Raw genomic sequence first — 17,073 nt, forward strand, 5'->3', positions numbered from 1 at the left:
CTCGTCGGCCCGGTCCGTCCCGGCCCGCTCCGCCCGCTTCGTCGGCTCGGCCCGCTCCGTCCGCGCCGTCGGTTCGGTGCTCACGCGAACGCCTCCACGCGGACTCCGGCCGTCCACAAGGCCGTTCGCACCCGACGGGCGAGGTCCGCGGCTCCCGGGGTGTCGCCGTGCACGCACAGCGAGCGGGCCCGCAGCCGGATCCGGTCGCCCGTGCGGGCGGTGACCTCGCCGTCCCGGGCGATGGCGACCGAGCGGTGGACGACGGCGTCCGGGGCGTGGACGACGGCGTCGGGCTCGCGGCGCGGGACGAGCGTGCCGTGCGGGGTGTACGCGCGGTCGGCGAAGGCCTCGGCGACCACCGGCAGCCCGGCCCGCCCGGCCGCCGCGTGCAGCTGTGAACCGGGCAGCCCGAGTACGGACAGGGCGCGTTCCCGCGCCTCCGTGGCCAGGCGGACACCGCGGACCAACGCCTCGGCCTGCTCCTCGTCGTGCACCGCCCGGTTGTACAGCGCGCCGTGTGGTTTGACGTACGCCACGTGTGCTCCGGCTGCCCGCGCGAACACCTTCAACGCCCCTATCTGGTAAGCGACTTCGTCCGCCAGCTCGTCGGGCGGGACGTCCATCGCCCGCCGCCCGAACCCGGCGAGGTCCCGGTAGGAGACGTGCGCGCCGATCCGCACGCCGCGTTCCGCGGCCAGCTCGCACACCCGTCGCATGGTGGTCGGGTCCCCGGCGTGGAAGCCGCAGGCGACGTTGGCGCTGGTGACCACCGACAGCAGGGCATCGTCGTCGGTGAGCGACCAGCGGCCGAAGCCCTCGCCGAGGTCGGCGTTGAGGTCGACGACCGGTACGTGAGCGCCCTCGGGCGGGGTCATCTCGCCCCGTCCGCCATCGGGCCGTCCACCGCGAAACCGTCCGTCACGGTGCCGTACGTCATCGGGCGGTCCGCCGCGAAGCCGTCCGTCACGGTGCCGTCCGTCACGGTGCCGTCCGCCACCGGACGGCCCGTCACGGTGCCGTGTGCCATGGCGCCGTCCGCGATCCGGCCGTCCGTCATCGCACGGACGATCACCGCGCGCGCGTCGTCCAGGTACCTGGTCAGCTCCACCACGGCGTCGTCGATCTCGCCCGTCTCCAGCAGCCCGGTGAGCGTCTGGTTGCGGCGCAGGAACGGTGCGTGGAGCCCGCGTGCCGACGGGACGGCGGCGAAGGCCAGGCGCAGTTCGGCCATCAGGCGGGCCATGCACTCGTCGATCCGCCGGCTGCCGGCGATCCCCGCGACGGCCTGGTGGAAGTGCAGGTCGGCGGTGCCGACGGTGACCCAGTCGCCGGCCGCCTCGGCGGCCTCCGCGTGGTCCAGGGCGGTCCGCACGGCGGCCAGCCGCTCGGGTGCGGCGCTGTGCAGGGCGCGCACGCCGGCGGTCTCCAGGGCGAGGCGCAGCGTGTAGATGTCGGCGACGTCCGCCGGTTCGAGGATCCGGACGAACACGCCCCGGTTCAGCTCGTGGACGACCAGCCGTTGGTCGGCGAGCAGCCGGAACGCCTCGCGGAGCGTGTTGCGCGAGACGGCGAGTGCTTCTCCGAGCGCCTCCTCCGACAGCCGGGTGCCGGGGGCGAGCAGGCCCTCGGTGATGTGGTCGCGCAGCACCTCGGCCACGCGTTGGGCGGCGCTGGCGCGGTCGAGTCGGCCCCGGTCGGCCGCGAGCGCGTCGAAAACTCCAGTCACGTTCCACCTCCTGAACTCTTGTCGGATTGTTCCACAATCCCCTAGCCTCGCGGCAACCCCCGCACGGTCGCGGCCCACCCGGACGCGACCGCCTCCGCCCGTGGCGCCCGAGACGGTCAGCCAGTGGGCGGAGGCCCGTCCGAAAGGCGGCCAGGAACACATGATCGTTCTTGTCGGCATCCTCGTCGTGGTGGCCGGGTTCGCCACCCGGCGGAATCCGCTCCTCGTCGTCGGCGCCGCCGGCGTCCTCACCGGACTGCTGGGCGGGATGAGCCCGTTGAAGGTCCTGGAGGCCTTCGGCACCGGCTTCGCCTCCAGCCGCTCGGTGACCCTCTTCGCGATCACCCTGCCGGTGATCGGCCTGCTGGAGCGCCACGGCCTCCAGGAACAGGCCCGCACCCTGATGAACAGGTTCGCCAAGGCCAGCGCCGGCCGCGTCCTCGCGGTCTACCTGGTGGCCCGCCAACTCACCGCCGCCTTCGGCCTCACCAGCCTCGGCGGACCGGCCCAGGCGGTGCGCCCGATGGTCGCGCCGATGGCCGAGGCCGCCGCCGAGCGCCGCCACGGCACCCTGACCGACAGGGCCCGCGAACGGGTGCGCTCCTTCGCCGCGAGCGCCGACAACGTCGGCCTGTTCTTCGGCGAGGACTGCTTCCTCGCCGTCGGCTCGATCCTGCTGATCACCGGTTTCGTCGACGCGACCTACCACACCGACCTGGAGCCGGTGCAGCTCGCACTGTGGGCCATCCCCACCGCGGTCTGCGCCACCCTCATCCACGGCGCACGCCTGCTGCGCCTGGACCACGTCCTCGCCCGGGACCTGACCACAGCGGCCCCCACCTCGGCGACCGCCGCCGACCGCATCGAGGAGACCACCAAGTGATCAAGGTCGAGTGGCTGTACTGGCTGGTCGGAGCCGTCTTCCTCGCCATGGCGGCGCAGATGGCCGCGGACCGCGGCAACCCCAAGCGCTACGGCAGCGGCGCCTTCTGGGGCCTGCTCGGCGCGAGCTTCGTCTACGGCTCCTGGGTCGCCGACAAGAGCGCGCCCGCCGCGCCGCTGGGCGTCGCCGTCCTGGCGATGATCTGCCTGGCAGGCTTCGGCTTCACCGGTCGCGGCACCCCGACGGCCGCCGCCCCCGAGCGGCGGGCCGCCTCCGCCGCCCGCCTCGGCAGCCGGCTGTTCATCCCGGCGCTGGCGCTCCCGCTGGTCGCGCTCGCCTGCGGAACACTCCTCAAGGGCGTGCACCTGGGAGGCGGCGTGCTGCTCCAGACCGGCAGCGAGACGCTCCTCGGGCTCGGCATCGGCTCGCTCGTCGCCCTGGGTCTCGCCCTGCTGCTCACCCGCGAGCGCAACCCCGTCGTCGCGCTCCACTCCGGCCGCGGATTGCTGGAGGCCATGGGCTGGGCCCTGCTGCTGCCCCAACTCCTGGCCGTCCTGGGCTCGATCTTCCAGAGCGCGGGCGTCGGCACCCAGGTCGGCAGGATCACCACCCACTTCCTGCCGGACGGCAGCAAGTACGCGGCAGTGGCGCTCTACTGCGTGGGCATGGCCCTGTTCACGATCGTCATGGGCAACGCCTTCGCCGCCTTCCCGGTGATGACCGCCGCGATCGGCTGGCCGGTCCTGATCACCCAACTGCACGGCAGCCCGGGCGTGGTTCTGGCCGTGGGCATGCTGGCCGGTTTCTGCGGCACGCTGGTCACGCCGATGGCGGCCAACTTCAACCTCGTCCCGGCGGCGCTGCTCGGACTCAAGGACCAGTACGGGCCGATCAGGGCCCAACTCCCCACCGCCGGCGCCCTGCTGGTCTGCAACATCGCCATCATGTCGCTCTTCGCGTTCTGACGACTCCCTCTTCCGGCTTCCAGAAAGGCCGCCCCATGACCAGGGTCCTGCTCACCGGCTTCGAACCGTTCGACGGCGCCGACGTCAACCCGTCCTGGGAGGTCGCCCGCCTGGTCGCCGACAGCCCGCCCGAGGGGCTCCTGGTCACCGCCACCCGGCTGAGCTGCGTCTTCGGGCAGGCGGCCGACGAACTGCGCACGGCGATCGCGGGCTGCGCCCCCGACCTGGTGGTCTGCCTCGGCCAGGCGGCCGGTCGGCCGGACGTCACCGTCGAGCGCGTCGCCGTCAACATCGACGACGCCCGCATCCCCGACAACGCGGGCCGGCGACCGGTCGACCGGCCCGTCCTCCCCGGCGGTCCCGCGGCCTACTTCGCCACCCTGCCCGTCAAGGCGTGCGTGGCCGCCGTCCGGGCGGCCGGAGTCCCCGCCTCCCTGTCGCACACCGCCGGGACGTTCGTCTGCAACCACGTCTTCTACGCCCTGATGCACCTGCTCGCCACCGAACAGCCCACCACCCGAGGCGGATTCGTCCACATCCCGGCCCTGCCCGAGCAGGTCCTCGACGGCTCCGCCCCGTCCCTGCCGGCCGACCTCGTCGCCCACGCCGTGCGCGCCCTGATCACGGCGGCCGCGACCCGTACGGTGGACCTCCGCGTCCCGGAGGGGGCGACCCACTGAGGGCTACCCCCTCCGCCGGACCGGCCGACCGCGGCTACTCGTCGGACTGTGCCAGAACCTGCTCGGCCTCGTGCCCGGCGTTGGCCGCGCGGTACGCCGCGGCCGACGCCTCGCGCAGGGCCCGTACCTCGTCCTTCGGCCGGCCGGCGGCGAGCAGGGATGCGGCGAGCTCGCCCAGTGCGTGCCCCAACTGGAACTGGTCGCCCATCTCCTCGAACATGGCGACGGACCGTTCGCCGCACTCCACCGCCTCCTCGAACGCACGGGCGGCTCGCAGGGTCGTGCCGAGGTTGTTCAAGTTGAGGGCCTCGCCGTAGCGGTCGCCGAGGTCACGTTCCCGGGCGAGGGCGGTGCGCTGCGCCCGTTCGGCCTCGTCGAGCCGCCCCAACCGGTTCAGCGTCTTGCCGAGGTTTCCGTAGGCCCTGGCCTCGCCGCGTTGATTGCCGAGGTCCCGGTAGCGGGCCAGGGCGGTGCGGTGGGCCTCCTCGGCCTCTTCCAGCCTCCCCAGGTCACGCAGCGTCAGACCGAGGTTGTCCCAGGCGGTGGCTCCGCTGAGGAGATCGCCGAGGTCCTGGCACTGGGTGAGGGCGGTGCGGTGGGCCTCCTCGGCCTCTTCCAGCCTCCCCAGGTCACGCAGCGTGACGCCGATGTTGTTCCAGGCCGACGCTTCACGGAAGTCATCGAGGTCCTGGTACTGGGTGAGGGCGGTGCGGTGGGCCCGTTCGGCCTCCTCGAACCGCCGCACACCGGCCAAGGCGGCGCCGAGGCTTCCCCAGAGCATGGCTTCGCCGGCCGGATTGTGACAGTCCTGCGCAGCCGCGAGGGCGACCTCGGCGACCTCCAGGTGGCTTTCCACGAGGTGGCGCAGGCTCAGGTAAGGGGTGAGGTAGCCGGGAAGGGTGTGGGCGACGTGGTCGTGACTGCCGGTCCGAGTGGCGTGTGCGACGTGAACGGTCGCCACCAGGTTGGTGTGCTCCGCATCCAGCCAGGCCAGAGCATTGGGACGGTCGGTGAACTTCCGTCCCCGATCGCTCTGGGCGTCTTTCGAGACCAGGTACGTGTTCGCGTTCCTCGTGGAGCTGCAGTAGTAGTCGAGCAGCCGACGCCGGGCGGTGGCCGTGTGCTGCGGGTGCAGTCCGGCCTGTTCGGCGGCGTAGGCACGTACGAGGTCGTGCATCCGCCAACGGCCGGTCGACGGGTCCTGACGGATCAGGCTTGCTCTTGACAGGGCTATCAGACGGGCCCGGACGTCCTTGAGCTTGCCGACCCCGGTGAACGCCACCGCGGTCTCGGTGGACAGGTCGGGGCCGGGGTTGACGGAGAGGAGCCGGAACAGCTCGGCATGGGTGGGCGCGAGCCGCTGGTAGGAGCGCTCCAGTACGGTTCGTACCGCCCGCTCCCCGTCCTCCAGAAGGTCGAGCCGTTCGCCGAGGTCCTCCAGGTACTCGGCGAGCCGGCCCGGCTTGAGACCCCGCTCCGCCACCAGCTGGGCGGTGGCGATCCGCAGGGCGAGCGGCAGGTACCCGCACAACTCGGCCACCCTGGCCGCTCCGTCGGGGTCGGCGGCGATCCGCGCGTCACCCCGCAGCGTCAGGCGCAGTGCGGCGTCCATCAGTTCCACCGCCCGCGCCGGGGCGAGGACGTCGACGTCGACCAGGCGCGCGCCCAGGCCGGCGGCGAAGTCGTCGCGGGAGGTGACCACCAGCCGGTGCGGACCGTCGGCCGGGACCAGGTGCTGCACCTGCCCGAGGGCGGAGGCGTTGTCGGCGAGCACCAGCACGCGTTCCCCGGCCCGGGCGCGGACGGCGAGCTTCGCGCGGTAGAGCGCGGCCCGCTGGTCGGTGTCGGACGGGATCCGCTCGGCCTCCGTACCGAGGTCGCGCAGGACGGTGTCCAGCGCCCGGCCGGCGTCGAGGATGCCGTCGTCGTAGCCGTGCAGGTCGAGGAAGAGCACTCCGGTGAACAGGCCCCGCCGGAGCGCCTCGTGGGCGGTGGCCAGGCCGAGCGTGGTCTTGCCCATGCCGCCCAGACCGAGCACCGAGGTCACCACCACGGTCTCGTCGGCGGAACCGCCCGCACTGGTGGTCGGATCCAGCAGCGCCAGCAGGTCCTCCAACTCCTCCTCCCGACCGGTGAACCCCGCCGGTACGGCCGGGGGAGGTGCGAGGGCGGGTAGCGCCGGCCCGGTCCGGGCAGCGGCGTCCGAGGGCTTCGAGCCCGTGCTCCGGTGCGTGCGGTCGTACTCGTCGACCTTCTTGACGAGGGCCCCGTGCAGCTTCCGCCAGTGCGCCGGATCCCCCTGCGGGCCCTCCAGCGGGTACCCCTGAGCCTCGGAGAACGCCGCACAGGCGGTGACGAAGTGCGAGACCCGGTCCCACGGGGGAACCCGGAAGGTCCCGTTCCTCCCTTCCAGGAGCTCACTGATCACGCTGGTGTTCAGGGTGCCACCGGATACCTTGACCAGCTCGGGGCCGTTGGGATTGCCCGATGTGTGCTGCAACCGTCGCAAACCGTGCCCGAAGTCCCGCAGCGCCTGCTGTGCCTGCGGACTCTGTCCTACTGCCAACGATGTTCCCGTTCGTCCGTCCCCTGCGGCGCCGAGGGCGCGGAGCGGATCCGCACGCCGGAGGCGACCTCCCCGGGCCGGGCACCGCCGTCCGCGACCGTCCGGGGCGGTCCGCGACCGTCCGCCGGACCGGCCACCACCCTAACGCCCACCTGCGGCGACGGGGGCGGGTTCCGGGCTCTTCCGCAGGCGTCCGCGGATCGACCACCGGGACCCGCGGAGCGGAATCGTGGGAGTCACGCCGGCCGGCCGACCCGCACTCACCACGAGCCCTGGAGGGGGACCTGATGTCCCACGAGCAGCAGCGCAACCGGAACCGGAACAACTCCCTCGCCACCCAGCCCCCGGCCCGGCCGACCGCGGCCGCCGACCCCGCCGGACACCCCACGGCCCAGCTCGTCCGGGGGCTCGCCACCGGCGCCGCCCGGTCGCTCACCGACTGGATCATCGAGCAGCTCAAGGAGCTGGCGGCCTGACCCCGTCCCCTCCGCCCCGGCTCAGGCGTCGAGCACCTGGCCGGGGCGCTTGACCACCGGGTCCTGCGCCGACCACGGGAACTCGATCCAGTCGTCGGTCCGCTTCCACACGTACTCGCACTTCACCAGGGAGTGCGACTTCTCGTAGATCACGGCGGAGCGGACCTCGGCGACGTGGTCGAGGCAGAAGTCGTGCACCAGCTTCAACGTCTTGCCCGTGTCGGCCACGTCGTCGGCGATCAGCACCTTCTTGTCGGTGAAGTCGATCGCCGCCGGGACGGGCGCCAGCATCACGGGCATCTCCAAGGTGGTGCCCACCCCGGTGTAGAACTCGACGTTCACCAGGTGGATGTTCTTGCAGTCCAGCGCATACGCCAGTCCACCCGCCACGAACACGCCGCCCCGGGCGATGCTCAGGACGAGATCGGGCTCGAACCCGTCGTCGGCGATCGTCTGCGCCAGCTCGCGCACCGCCCGGCCGAAGGTCTGGTAGTCCAGGATCTCTCGCACATCAGTCACGGTGCTCAGTCTCCTCGCCGCCCGGCCGAGCGGCGAATCCGGCCCCCTGGGCAGCCCACCCCGCGCCGACCCCAGGGGCCGGGCATCAGCCGGGTGGTCGAGCCACGCCCACTGGCCCTCGGGCGCGACGGTGAGCCCGAGGAGGTCGGGCACGGGGCGACCGTTGTCGAGCCACCAGTGGTGCGCGGCCTCGACCTCGTCCCAGAGCCGACGCGGTCCGTGCTGCCAAACGGTGTACTGCTCGGTGGGGCCGCCGCCGTCCCCGTCGCCGCCGTCCCCGTCGACGGCGGCCCAGGGGCCGCACACGCCTCACCCAGCTGTACCTGGGTCGTGCGTCGGTCGGTTCGAACCAGCTCGATGATCTTGCCGTAGTTCCCAGGTGGAGGTGGCCGACCGGTGTGCGGAGTTGCCCCGGCGGGATCGCGACGACGAAGCGACCGGTGGGCGTGGGCTGTTGCTCGTCGAATCGCTGGCGCACACCTGGGGGTGGCGGTCGACGGGTGCGGGCAAGGTGGTGTGGTTCGAGTGCCTGGAGAACGCCGGAGCGCCGTGCCCCACGCATGGGTGGGGCACGGCGCTCGAACTTCACACCGGCTGTGAGGTGGCGTAGTGGCGACCGTCGCCCGACTCGTGTGGTGGGTGCTGTTCTCTGCCGCCGTGGTGGCGGGGTTCGCGTCGGGTTGTGACCGCTAACTGCGTTCCAGGGTTTCCTTCATGACCTGGGCGCCCCGGCTGACCCGCAGGCGGACCTGCTCGGCCCTCTCGTGCGGCAGCACGTCGGTGGTCCATACCAGCCGGCAGCGGTCCGGGTCCTCGGGGAGGACCTGGAACGAGGCGTGGTGGTGCGTCAGGGGAATCTTGAAGCCCTCGACCGCCGAGTACGCCAGCCGCCGCAGCTCGTCGTCCACGCTGACGATCAGCTCCCGGATGACCGTGCCGCCCGGCATGGTCAGGTACCGGACGTCGCCGTCAATACGGGTGTCGAGGACGTAGCCGGGGATGAGGCGCTGGTGTACGGCGCCCACATCCCTTACGGCGTCCCAGACTTCAGCTGCGCCGGCCTCGATGACGATGTCCTCGACGATGGTGGCGATGGTCCCCTGCCCTCTCAGGACGTACCGAAGAAGCTGTCCAGGATCCGTTGCGCGGCCAGCCCCGCCGGCAGCGTACCGGCCCGCACCTGGGCCTCCAGCTCCGGGGCGAGCCGCCGCACCTCCGGGTGTTCGTGCAGGCGCGCGTACAGCTGATCGTGGACCATCGCCCACGTCCACTCGACCTGCTGCTCTCGCCGCTTGGCCGCGAGTGCGCCCGTCGCGTCGAGCACCTTGCGGTGCTGCTGCAGCCGCTCCCACAGCACGTCCAGCCCGGCCCCGTCGAGCCCGCTGCAGGTCAGCACCGGCGGCGTCCATGCCGCGTCCGGCGGCTGCAACAGCCGCAGCGCGCCCGCCAGTTCACGCGCCGCAGCCTTCGCGTCCCGCTCGTGCGGCCCGTCCGCCTTGTTGACGGCGATGACGTCCGCGAGCTCCAGCACGCCCTTCTTGATGCCCTGGAGCTGGTCGCCGGTGCGGGCCAGTGACAGCAGCAGGAAGGTGTCGACCATTCCGGCCACTGCCGTCTCGGACTGCCCGACTCCCACCGTCTCGATCAGGACGACGTCGTACCCCGCCGCTTCCATGACCACCATGGACTCCCGGGTGGCCTTGGCGACGCCTCCCAGCGTCCCCGAGGTCGGCGACGGCCGGACGAAGGCGGCCGGATCGACCGCGAGCCGCTCCATCCGGGTCTTGTCGCCCAGGATGGAGCCGCCGGTCCGGCTGGAGGTGGGGTCGACGGCGAGCACCGCGACCCGGTGGCCCGCCGCCGTCAGCATCGTTCCGAAGGAGTCGATGAAAGTCGACTTGCCGACACCGGGCACGCCGGTGATGCCCACCCGCACCGCCCCGCCCGCGTGCGGCAGCAGCCGCTGGAGCAACTGCTGCGCGAGCGCGCGGTGGTCGGGCCGGGTGGACTCGACGAGGGTGACGGCGCGCGCGATCCAGGCGCGCGAGCCGTCCAGGACACCCGTCACATATGCATCGAGGTCGATGGTCCGAGGAGGCATGACGATCAGGCGATCACAGCTCGTGGCCGAGATCGGCCGCCAGCGACTTCAGCAGGTCGTAGGCCGCGTCCGGGATGACCGTTCCGGGCGGGAAGACCGCCGCCGCGCCGGCCTCGTACAGCGCCTCGAAGTCCTGCGGCGGGATGACGCCGCCGACCACGATGGTGATGTCCTCCCGCCCCGCAGCGGCCAGTTCGGCGCGCAGCGCGGGCACCAGGGTGAGGTGTCCGGCGGCCAGCGAGGAGACGCCGACGATGTGGACGTCGGCTTCGACGGCCTGGCGGGCGACCTCGGCCGGGGTCTGGAACAGCGGGCCGACGTCGACCGTGAAGCCGAGGTCGGCGAAGGCGGTGGCGATCACCTTCTGGCCGCGGTCGTGGCCGTCCTGGCCCATCTTGGCGACCAGGATGCGCGGGCGGCGGCCCTCGGCCCGCTCGAACCGCTCGACCAGGTCGCGGGTGCGCTGGAGGGGCGCCGACGGGCCCGCTTCGTCTCGGTACACACCGGAGATGGTACGGATCTGGCCGGAGTGGCGGCCGTACACCTTCTCCAGGGCGTCCGAGATCTCGCCCACCGTCGCCTTCGCCCGGGCCGCGTTGACGGCCAGGTGCAGCAGGTTGCCGTCCAGCGAGCCGCCGCGCTGCGGGCCGGCCTCGGCGGCCGCCGTCAGCGCGCGCAGCGCCGACTGCGTCAGCGCCTCGTCGCGCTCCTCCCGCAGCCGCCGCAGCTTCTCGATCTGCCGGGCCCGGACCGCCGAGTTGTCGACCTTGAGCACGTCGATCTGCTCGTCGTTCTCCACCCGGTACTTGTTGACGCCGATCACCGGCTGGCGGCCGGAGTCGATCCGGGCCTGGGTGCGGGCGGCGGCCTCCTCGACGCGCATCTTGGGGATGCCCGCGTCGATGGCCTTGGCCATGCCACCGGCCGCCTCGACCTCCTGGATGTGCTGCCAGGCCCGGGCGGCGAGGTCCTGGGTCAGCTTCTCGACGTACGCCGAGCCGCCCCACGGGTCGATCACCCGGCAGGTGCCCGACTCCTGCTGCAGCAGCAGCTGGGTGTTGCGGGCGATGCGGGCGGAGAAGTCGGTGGGCAGCGCCAGCGCCTCGTCGAGGGCGTTGGTGTGCAGCGACTGGGTGTGGCCCTGGGTGGCGGCCATCGCCTCCACGCACGTACGCGTCACGTTGTTGAACACGTCCTGGGCGGTGAGCGACCAGCCCGAGGTCTGCGAATGGGTGCGCAGGGACAGCGACTTGGCGTTCTTCGGGTCGAACTGCTTGACCAGCTTGGCCCACAGCAGCCGGGCCGCGCGCAGCTTGGCGACCTCCATGAAGAAGTTCATGCCGATCGCCCAGAAGAACGACAGTCGCGGCGCGAAGGCGTCCACGTCCAGGCCCACGTCCAGGCCCGCGCGCAGGTACTCGACCCCGTCGGCCAGGGTGTAGGCGAGTTCCAGGTCGGCCGTGGCTCCGGCCTCCTGGATGTGGTAGCCGGAGATGGAGATCGAGTTGTACCGGGGCATCTTCTGCGAGGTGTACGCGAAGATGTCCGAGATGATCCGCATCGACGGCTGCGGCGGGTAGATGTAGGTGTTGCGGACCATGAACTCCTTGAGGATGTCGTTCTGGATGGTCCCCGCGAGCTTCTCCGGGGGCACCCCCTGCTCCTCGGCGGCCACGATGTACAGCGCGAGCACGGGCAGCACGGCGCCGTTCATGGTCATCGACACCGACATCTTGTCCAGCGGGATGCCGTCGAAGAGCTGGCGCATGTCGTAGATGGAGTCGATGGCGACGCCCGCCATGCCGACGTCGCCGGTGACCCGCGGGTGGTCGCTGTCGTAGCCGCGGTGGGTCGGCAGGTCGAAGGCGACCGAGAGGCCCTTCTGGCCGGCGGCCAGGTTGCGGCGGTAGAAGGCGTTGGACTCCTCGGCGGTGGAGAAGCCAGCGTACTGGCGGACGGTCCACGGCTGGTTGACGTACATGGTCGGGTACGGCCCGCGCAGGTACGGGGCGATGCCGGGGTACGTCTCCAGGAAGTCCACGCCGGCCAGGTCGGCCGCGGTGTACAGCGGCTTGACGCCGATGCCCTCGGGGGTGTCCCAGACCAGTTCGTCGGCGTCCTTGCCGGTGGTCCGGCGCCAGGCGGCCTGCCACTGCTCGTCGGTGACGTCCGGGCGGGCGCTGTCGTCGTTCAGCCCGATGCCGGTGAAGTCGGGGATCATCGCGCCACTCCAATGAGGTCCAGCAGGGAGGTGAGGACGGCGATCGCGTCACCGCCCGCGTAGATGAACTCGTCTACTCCGGCGGGCACTTCGGCCGGGCGACCGGCCAGCAGAACCCGCTGGGCGCCGGCCGCCTTCAGGGCCTCGGCGACGGACGCGGCGTGCTCGCCGTACAGGGCGTCGCTGGAGCACAGGCAGGCGACGGTCGCACCGGATTCCCGGAACGCCGAGGCGAAGGCGGCCGGGTCGACGCCCTCGACGGAGGTGGTCGCGATGCCGCCGGCCTGGAACAGGTTGGCCGCGAAGGTGGTGCGCCCGGTGTGCGCGGAGGCGCTGCCGATGGAGGCCAGGAACAGCGTCGGACGGGCGCCGGTCGCGGCGACGAAAGCGTCCGAGCGGTCCCGCAGCGCCTCGTACGCCTCGGCCCGGCGTACCTGCGGCAGCCCGCCCGCGTACCGCGCCGGGGCCGGCTCGCGGACCAGCGGCTGCTCGTCCAGGAGCGGGAACTCGCTGACGCCGGTGACCGGTTCGCGCCGCTTGGCGAGCTTCACCGACCGCTCGGCCCAGGTCGCCGCGATCCGCTCGCCGACCAGGCCGGAGGTCAGGGCGGCGAACTGGCCGCCGGCCCGCTCGATCTCCTGGAACCAGGCCCAGGCGGCCTGGGCCAGCTCCTCGCCCAGCTGCTCGACGTACCAGGAGCCGCCGGCCGGGTCGATCACCCGGGCCAGGTGGGACTCCTCCAGCAGGATCGACTGGGTGTTGCGGGCGATCCGGCGGGCGAAGGCGTCGGGCCGGCCGAGCGCGCTGTCGAAGGGCAGCACGGTGACGGCGTCGGCGCCGCCGACCCCGGCGGCCAGGCAGGCGACGGTGGTGCGCAGCATGTTCACCCACGGGTCGCGGGCGGTCATCATCACCCGGGAGGTGACGGCGTGCTGGCGCTGCGCCGAGGCCTCGGCGGAGGCACCGGACACCTCGGCGACGCGGGCCCAGAGGCGGCGCGCGGCACGGAACTTGGCGATGGTGAGGAACTGGTCGGCGTCCGCGGCGTAGCGGAACTCCAGCTGGCCGAGCGCGGTGTCGACGGGGAGTCCGGCGGCGGTCAGCGCGCGCAGGTAGGCGACGCCGGTGGCCAGCGCGCAGCCCAGTTCCTGGGCGGGGGAGGCGCCTGCCTCGTGGTAGGGCAGGGCGTCCACGGTGAGCGCCCGGACGTTCGGGTACTCGGCGGCGCAGCGGGCGGCCAGGCCGACGGCCTCGGTGAGCAGGACGTCGGTCTCGGCGGCGGAGCCGGTACGGGCCTGGAGGCCGAGCGGGTCGGCGCCGAGGTTGCCGGCGGCGGCGTCGGGGGAGACCGCTCGTTCCTGGTACAGCGTGAACAACCGCTCGGCGGCGGCGGTGAATTCGGGTCCGGCGTCGAGGGCCACGGCGGCGAGGTCCAGGTACACCCCGGCGAGCGCCTCGGGCAGGGCGGTGACCGGCAGGCCCTCGCCGCCCAGCTCCAGCCAGAGCGAGGTCACGCCGTGCTCCAGGTCGGCCAGTACGGCCTCGTTGGCGCGCCTCCGGTCCGGGTCGGCGTGCCGCTGGCGTACGTCCCAGCCGGCGACGGCGGAGCCCTGCGGTCGGCCGCCGCGGACGAACGGCGGGAAGCCGGGGTAGCCGGGCTCGGCGGTGGTGTTCTCGGCGGTGTACAGCGGGCGGGCGCGCAGCCCGTCCGGGAGCGCGGTGGTGAGCGCCTGCTCGGCGGCGGCGGCGTCCTCGGGCTGGGCGCCGGACTTGCGCAGCACACCCTCGACGAGCTGCTGCCACTGCTCACGGTGCGCGGCCGGGAACTCGGCGGCGAGGGGGAGCCTTTCGGGCGGGACCTTCATGTGCGCAGGCTAGCGCCCGTTGGCGGACCGGAAGGAGGGGCGTCACGTGTGACCTTGTTCTCGATTTGGCGTGCTTCCGGCACGGTGTTCGCACTCCGTGCGGCGGGGAGTGCCACGGGGCGGTTCGTGGGGCGGTTCGCGGGGGTCGGATCGGTCCGGGGAAAGTGCCCGGGATCAGGGGGATTGCGGAACCCCGCCCCTCATCTATTAAGTTACTTCGAAGAAGGCGGGCGGGGACGGCATCCCCCGTACGGCTCCGCCCGTCCTTCGCCGTCTTTTCACACTCCCGAGCGCCCCCGGACGCCCCCGGACGCCCCGGATGAACGTGCGAACGCCTCCCCTACGTTCCTACGAGTGTCCACGCGTCACCGAACCTCCCCGCCCGTCCCCCGAAGGAGAGCCCACCGCGATGGGAAAACGCCGCAAGCCCAGCCCCCCGAGCCGGGCCCGCATGGCGGTCCTCACGACGGCGATGGCCGGCGGAGCGGTGCTCGCCGCCGGCACCGCCCACGCCGAGCCGGCCCCCAGCCTCGCCTCGGTCAAGGAGCAGGTGGACAAGCTCAACGAGGAGGCCGAGCAGTCCGTCGAGCAGTACAACGGCTTCCAGGACAAGCAGCAGAAGCTCCAGGGCGACGCCAACCGTATCCAGGAGAAGGTCGCCCGCGGCCAGGAGGCGATGAACGAGCTGCGCACCCGGCTCGGCGCGGTCGCCGCCGACCAGTACCGCAACGGCGGCATCGACCCGTCCGTCCGGCTGATGCTCGACTCCGACCCGGCCGGCTACCTGGAGCGCGCCTCGGCGCAGAACCAGGTCGCCGGCAGCCAGGCGGCCCTGCTCAAGCAGGCCCAGGAGGAGCAGCGCAAGCTCGACCAGGACCGCGCCGAGGCGACCGCCACGCTCGCCCAGCTCGACTCTGTCGGCACCGAGCTGACGGCCAAGAAGCAGCAGATCCAGACCAAGCTCGCCCAGGCCCAGGCCACGCTCAACAGGCTGAGCGCCGAGGACCGTGCCAAGGTCAACGCCCAGCAGGCCGCCGACAAGGCCAAGACCGAGGCCCGGCAGGCGGCCGAGGCCGACCGCGCCTCCCGTTCGTCCGCGCGCCCGGACATGAGCAGCCCGGCCCCGCCGGCCAGCGGGCGGGCCGCGGCCATCATCGCCTTCGCCCAGGCGCAGCTCGGCAAGCCGTACGGCTGGAGCAAGAGCGGCCCGGACAGCTTCGACTGCTCCGGCCTCACCAGCCAGGCCTACAAGGCGGCCGGCGTCACGATCCCCCGGATGTCCCAGGACCAGTGGAACGACGGCCCGCGCATCTCGCGGGACGCCCTCCAGCCCGGCGACCTCGTCTTCTTCTACGACGACATCCACCACGTCGGCATCTACATCGGCGACGGCAAGATGATCCACGCCCCGCGCACCGGCAAGAACGTCGAGGTCCTGCCGATCTCCGCGATGCCCTACAAGGGCGCCGTCCGCCCGTAACGCCGCCACGCCTCGCGCCGCCGGGCCCGGGTCCCGTATCGCCGGGCCCGGGCCCCACGCCGTTGGGCCCGGATCACGGATGTGGCGCGCAGGCCAGCAGGTACGGCAGGAGCGGTAGGAGCGGTAGGAGCGGCAGCGCCGACAGGGTCAACACCCCGAGCCGCCCGGCCGGTCGGCTCCGCCGACCGCCGCTCGGCCGGGCCAGTCGGTGGACCCTGGCCAGCACCCCGGTGGAGGCGACTCCGAGCGTTGCGCCCGTAGTCGCCCCGGAGGTGGCCAACGCGCAGAGCGCCGAGGCGAGTTCAGTCCGGGACACCTGTGTGAGCGCCGCGTCGTCCGCCGCCATCTCCAGCAGCAGCGCCACCTCCGAGCGCCCCAGCCGGGCCAGCGGCAGCGGCCCCAGCAGCAGCGCGAAGGTGTCGGCGGGCAGCCGGAACAGGTGGTGGCGGCCGCGGATGTGCCCGTGCTCGTGGGCGACGGCCGCGGCCAGCTGCCGTTCGTCCAGCAGCCGCAGCGCCCCGCGCGACAGCACGACCCGGGAGCGCCGCCCGGGCAGGCAGTAGACCGTCGGGTGGGCGTGCTCCAGCACCAGCACGCCGCAGCGCCGCTCCCGTACGGCGACCACGTCCAGCATCGCCCGGTGGCGCCGCCGGGCCCGCCCGGCCCGGATGCCGACGGCGGCCAGTACGGCGAGCAGCGCCCCGGCGGCGACCGGCAGCCACCGGCCGTGGGTGTGCGGCAGCACCGGCCCGGTCGGTTCGAGGTGGGGGAGCAGGCCCATCAGCCCGGCCGGCTCGTGCGCGGCGGGCTCTACGGCGTGGTGCGCGGCGAGCACCAGGGCGACGGTGAAGGAGACCATCAGCGCCAGCCACAGCGCCGCGCCGAGGGCCGGCCGGGCCTGCAGCCGGGGCGAGCCGGCCAGTCGGCGGGGCAGCAGCACGCCGGTCACGGCCAGGTAGAGGCCGAGCAGGGCGAGCGTCACTCGGTGCCCCGGGTCTTCACCTGTTCGAGGGCGGCGAGCAGCGCGGACGCCTCGTCCCCGCTGATCCGGTCGACGAAGTGCAGCAGCGCGCCGGCCCGGTCGGTGCTGGTGTCCAGCGCCTGGTGCATCAGCTGGGCGGTGTACGCCTCGCGGGTGCAGGTGGGCTCGTACACCCAGGCGCGGCCGACCTTGTCGCGGCGCAGCCAGCCCTTGGTGTGCAGGATGTCGGCGACGGTGGTCACGGTGGTGTAGGCGACGGCCCGCTGCCGCTGGAGGTCGTCGACCACCTCGCGCACCGTGGCCGGCCGGCCCCAGGACCACAGCCGGTCCATGATCTCGGCCTCGAGATCGCCGAAACCCCGTAGCACCGCCCTCGTCTCCCTCGCCGCACCGACTGCCGGCGCCCTTCGCCCGCTGGAACGCGGCCCATCGTACGGTGAGCGCCGGGCGCCCGCCCCCTGGTGGAAGGGACGGGCGCCCACGGAGTCCGGGCGGTGCCCGGGTGGTGTTCGGATGGTGCTCGGGTGGTGCTCAGTCGGGGCTCAAGGCGCGCTCGACGTGCTCGAACGGGTGGGAACCGGGTGGGAATCGGGGGGCGGATGGGGAACG

The 17,073-nt window shown here is 72.9% G+C and carries 15 protein-coding genes; 5 read left to right on the forward strand and 10 right to left on the reverse strand.

Translation table 11 applies throughout. The features are described from left to right. Positions 1–80 precede the first annotated feature (80 nt). Positions 81–875 (reverse strand): LamB/YcsF family protein, encoded by a 795-nt coding sequence (locus ACZ7BZ_RS22520; protein ID WP_470359842.1) that lies wholly within the window; start codon positions 873–875, stop codon positions 81–83. After that, positions 872–1,726 (reverse strand): GntR family transcriptional regulator, encoded by an 855-nt coding sequence (locus ACZ7BZ_RS22525; protein ID WP_470359843.1) that lies wholly within the window; start codon positions 1,724–1,726, stop codon positions 872–874. Before ACZ7BZ_RS22525 ends, ACZ7BZ_RS22520 begins: the two co-directional genes overlap by 4 nt. 160 nt (positions 1,727–1,886) lie before the next feature. Between ACZ7BZ_RS22525 and ACZ7BZ_RS22530 the strand changes: the two genes are divergently transcribed. The 3 genes from ACZ7BZ_RS22530 to pcp are packed head-to-tail and all read left to right on the forward strand — an operon-like array spanning position 1,887 to position 4,254. Continuing rightward, positions 1,887–2,609, forward strand: a complete 723-nt coding sequence (locus ACZ7BZ_RS22530; RefSeq protein ID WP_470359844.1) for a DUF969 domain-containing protein — start codon at positions 1,887–1,889, stop codon at positions 2,607–2,609. Continuing rightward, positions 2,606–3,574, forward strand: a complete 969-nt coding sequence (locus ACZ7BZ_RS22535; RefSeq protein ID WP_470359845.1) for a DUF979 domain-containing protein — start codon at positions 2,606–2,608, stop codon at positions 3,572–3,574. Before ACZ7BZ_RS22530 ends, ACZ7BZ_RS22535 begins: the two co-directional genes overlap by 4 nt. 35 nt (positions 3,575–3,609) lie before the next feature. Beyond that, a complete protein-coding gene (pcp, locus tag ACZ7BZ_RS22540) occupies positions 3,610–4,254 on the forward strand; it encodes a pyroglutamyl-peptidase I (RefSeq protein ID WP_470359846.1) in 645 nt (214 codons plus the stop codon). A gap of 34 nt (positions 4,255–4,288) precedes the next feature. On the opposite strand, the gene ACZ7BZ_RS22545 is transcribed toward pcp, so the two are convergent. Next, positions 4,289–6,754: a tetratricopeptide repeat protein gene (locus ACZ7BZ_RS22545; RefSeq protein WP_470359847.1), complete on the reverse strand. Its 2,466-nt coding sequence runs from the start codon at positions 6,752–6,754 to the stop codon at positions 4,289–4,291. A gap of 353 nt (positions 6,755–7,107) precedes the next feature. On the opposite strand from ACZ7BZ_RS22545, the gene ACZ7BZ_RS22550 reads away from it, so the two are divergent. After that, positions 7,108–7,296, forward strand: a complete 189-nt coding sequence (locus ACZ7BZ_RS22550; protein ID WP_470359848.1) for a hypothetical protein — start codon at positions 7,108–7,110, stop codon at positions 7,294–7,296. Positions 7,297–7,317: 21 nt separating this feature from the next. Here ACZ7BZ_RS22550 and ACZ7BZ_RS22555 read toward each other — a convergent pair whose 3' ends face one another. The 5 genes from ACZ7BZ_RS22555 to ACZ7BZ_RS22575 form a co-directional block, all read right to left on the reverse strand. After that, positions 7,318–7,815 (reverse strand): phosphoribosyltransferase, encoded by a 498-nt coding sequence (locus tag ACZ7BZ_RS22555; RefSeq protein ID WP_380459623.1) that lies wholly within the window; start codon positions 7,813–7,815, stop codon positions 7,318–7,320. 689 nt (positions 7,816–8,504) lie between these two features. Next, positions 8,505–8,927 carry an SRPBCC family protein gene (locus ACZ7BZ_RS22560; protein ID WP_470359974.1) on the reverse strand — a complete coding sequence of 141 codons (423 nt, stop codon included), beginning with the start codon at positions 8,925–8,927 and terminating at the stop codon, positions 8,505–8,507. Beyond that, positions 8,924–9,916 (reverse strand): methylmalonyl Co-A mutase-associated GTPase MeaB, encoded by a 993-nt coding sequence (gene meaB, locus ACZ7BZ_RS22565; RefSeq protein ID WP_470359849.1) that lies wholly within the window; start codon positions 9,914–9,916, stop codon positions 8,924–8,926. Before meaB ends, ACZ7BZ_RS22560 begins: the two co-directional genes overlap by 4 nt. A gap of 13 nt (positions 9,917–9,929) precedes the next feature. After that, positions 9,930–12,137, reverse strand: a complete 2,208-nt coding sequence (gene scpA / locus ACZ7BZ_RS22570) for a methylmalonyl-CoA mutase (RefSeq protein WP_470359850.1) — start codon at positions 12,135–12,137, stop codon at positions 9,930–9,932. Continuing rightward, entirely contained in the window at positions 12,134–14,002 is a 1,869-nt protein-coding gene (locus ACZ7BZ_RS22575) for a methylmalonyl-CoA mutase family protein (RefSeq protein ID WP_470359851.1), read from the reverse strand. The genes scpA and ACZ7BZ_RS22575 overlap by 4 nt, the downstream gene beginning before the upstream one ends. Before the next feature lie 451 nt (positions 14,003–14,453). Here ACZ7BZ_RS22575 and ACZ7BZ_RS22580 point away from each other — a divergent pair, with 451 nt between their 5' ends. After that, positions 14,454–15,482, forward strand: coding sequence for a C40 family peptidase (locus ACZ7BZ_RS22580; RefSeq protein ID WP_470359852.1), 1,029 nt, complete (start codon positions 14,454–14,456; stop codon positions 15,480–15,482). A gap of 73 nt (positions 15,483–15,555) precedes the next feature. On the opposite strand, the gene ACZ7BZ_RS22585 is transcribed toward ACZ7BZ_RS22580, so the two are convergent. Together ACZ7BZ_RS22585 and ACZ7BZ_RS22590 are read right to left on the reverse strand one after the other, a co-directional pair. Further along, the gene (locus ACZ7BZ_RS22585) at positions 15,556–16,464 is read right to left on the reverse strand and encodes a M56 family metallopeptidase (protein WP_470359853.1); all 909 of its coding nucleotides are present in this window, start codon (positions 16,462–16,464) and stop codon (positions 15,556–15,558) included. Continuing rightward, positions 16,461–16,832: a BlaI/MecI/CopY family transcriptional regulator gene (locus ACZ7BZ_RS22590; RefSeq protein ID WP_470359854.1), complete on the reverse strand. Its 372-nt coding sequence runs from the start codon at positions 16,830–16,832 to the stop codon at positions 16,461–16,463. The genes ACZ7BZ_RS22585 and ACZ7BZ_RS22590 overlap by 4 nt, the downstream gene beginning before the upstream one ends. Positions 16,833–17,073: the final 241 nt, after the last annotated feature.

It is taken from the genome of Kitasatospora sp. NPDC036934 (assembly GCF_055608425.1).

Coding starts and splice junctions, on each gene's coding strand:
- ACZ7BZ_RS22520 (WP_470359842.1), bottom strand. CDS start 875: ATGACCCCGCCCGAGGGCGCTCACGTACCGGTCGTCGACCTCAACGCC.
- ACZ7BZ_RS22530 (WP_470359844.1), top strand. CDS start 1,887: ATGATCGTTCTTGTCGGCATCCTCGTCGTGGTGGCCGGGTTCGCCACC.
- pcp (WP_470359846.1), top strand. CDS start 3,610: ATGACCAGGGTCCTGCTCACCGGCTTCGAACCGTTCGACGGCGCCGAC.
- ACZ7BZ_RS22550 (WP_470359848.1), top strand. CDS start 7,108: ATGTCCCACGAGCAGCAGCGCAACCGGAACCGGAACAACTCCCTCGCC.
- meaB (WP_470359849.1), bottom strand. CDS start 9,916: ATGCCTCCTCGGACCATCGACCTCGATGCATATGTGACGGGTGTCCTG.
- scpA (WP_470359850.1), bottom strand. CDS start 12,137: ATGATCCCCGACTTCACCGGCATCGGGCTGAACGACGACAGCGCCCGC.
- ACZ7BZ_RS22575 (WP_470359851.1), bottom strand. CDS start 14,002: ATGAAGGTCCCGCCCGAAAGGCTCCCCCTCGCCGCCGAGTTCCCGGCC.
- ACZ7BZ_RS22580 (WP_470359852.1), top strand. CDS start 14,454: ATGGCGGTCCTCACGACGGCGATGGCCGGCGGAGCGGTGCTCGCCGCC.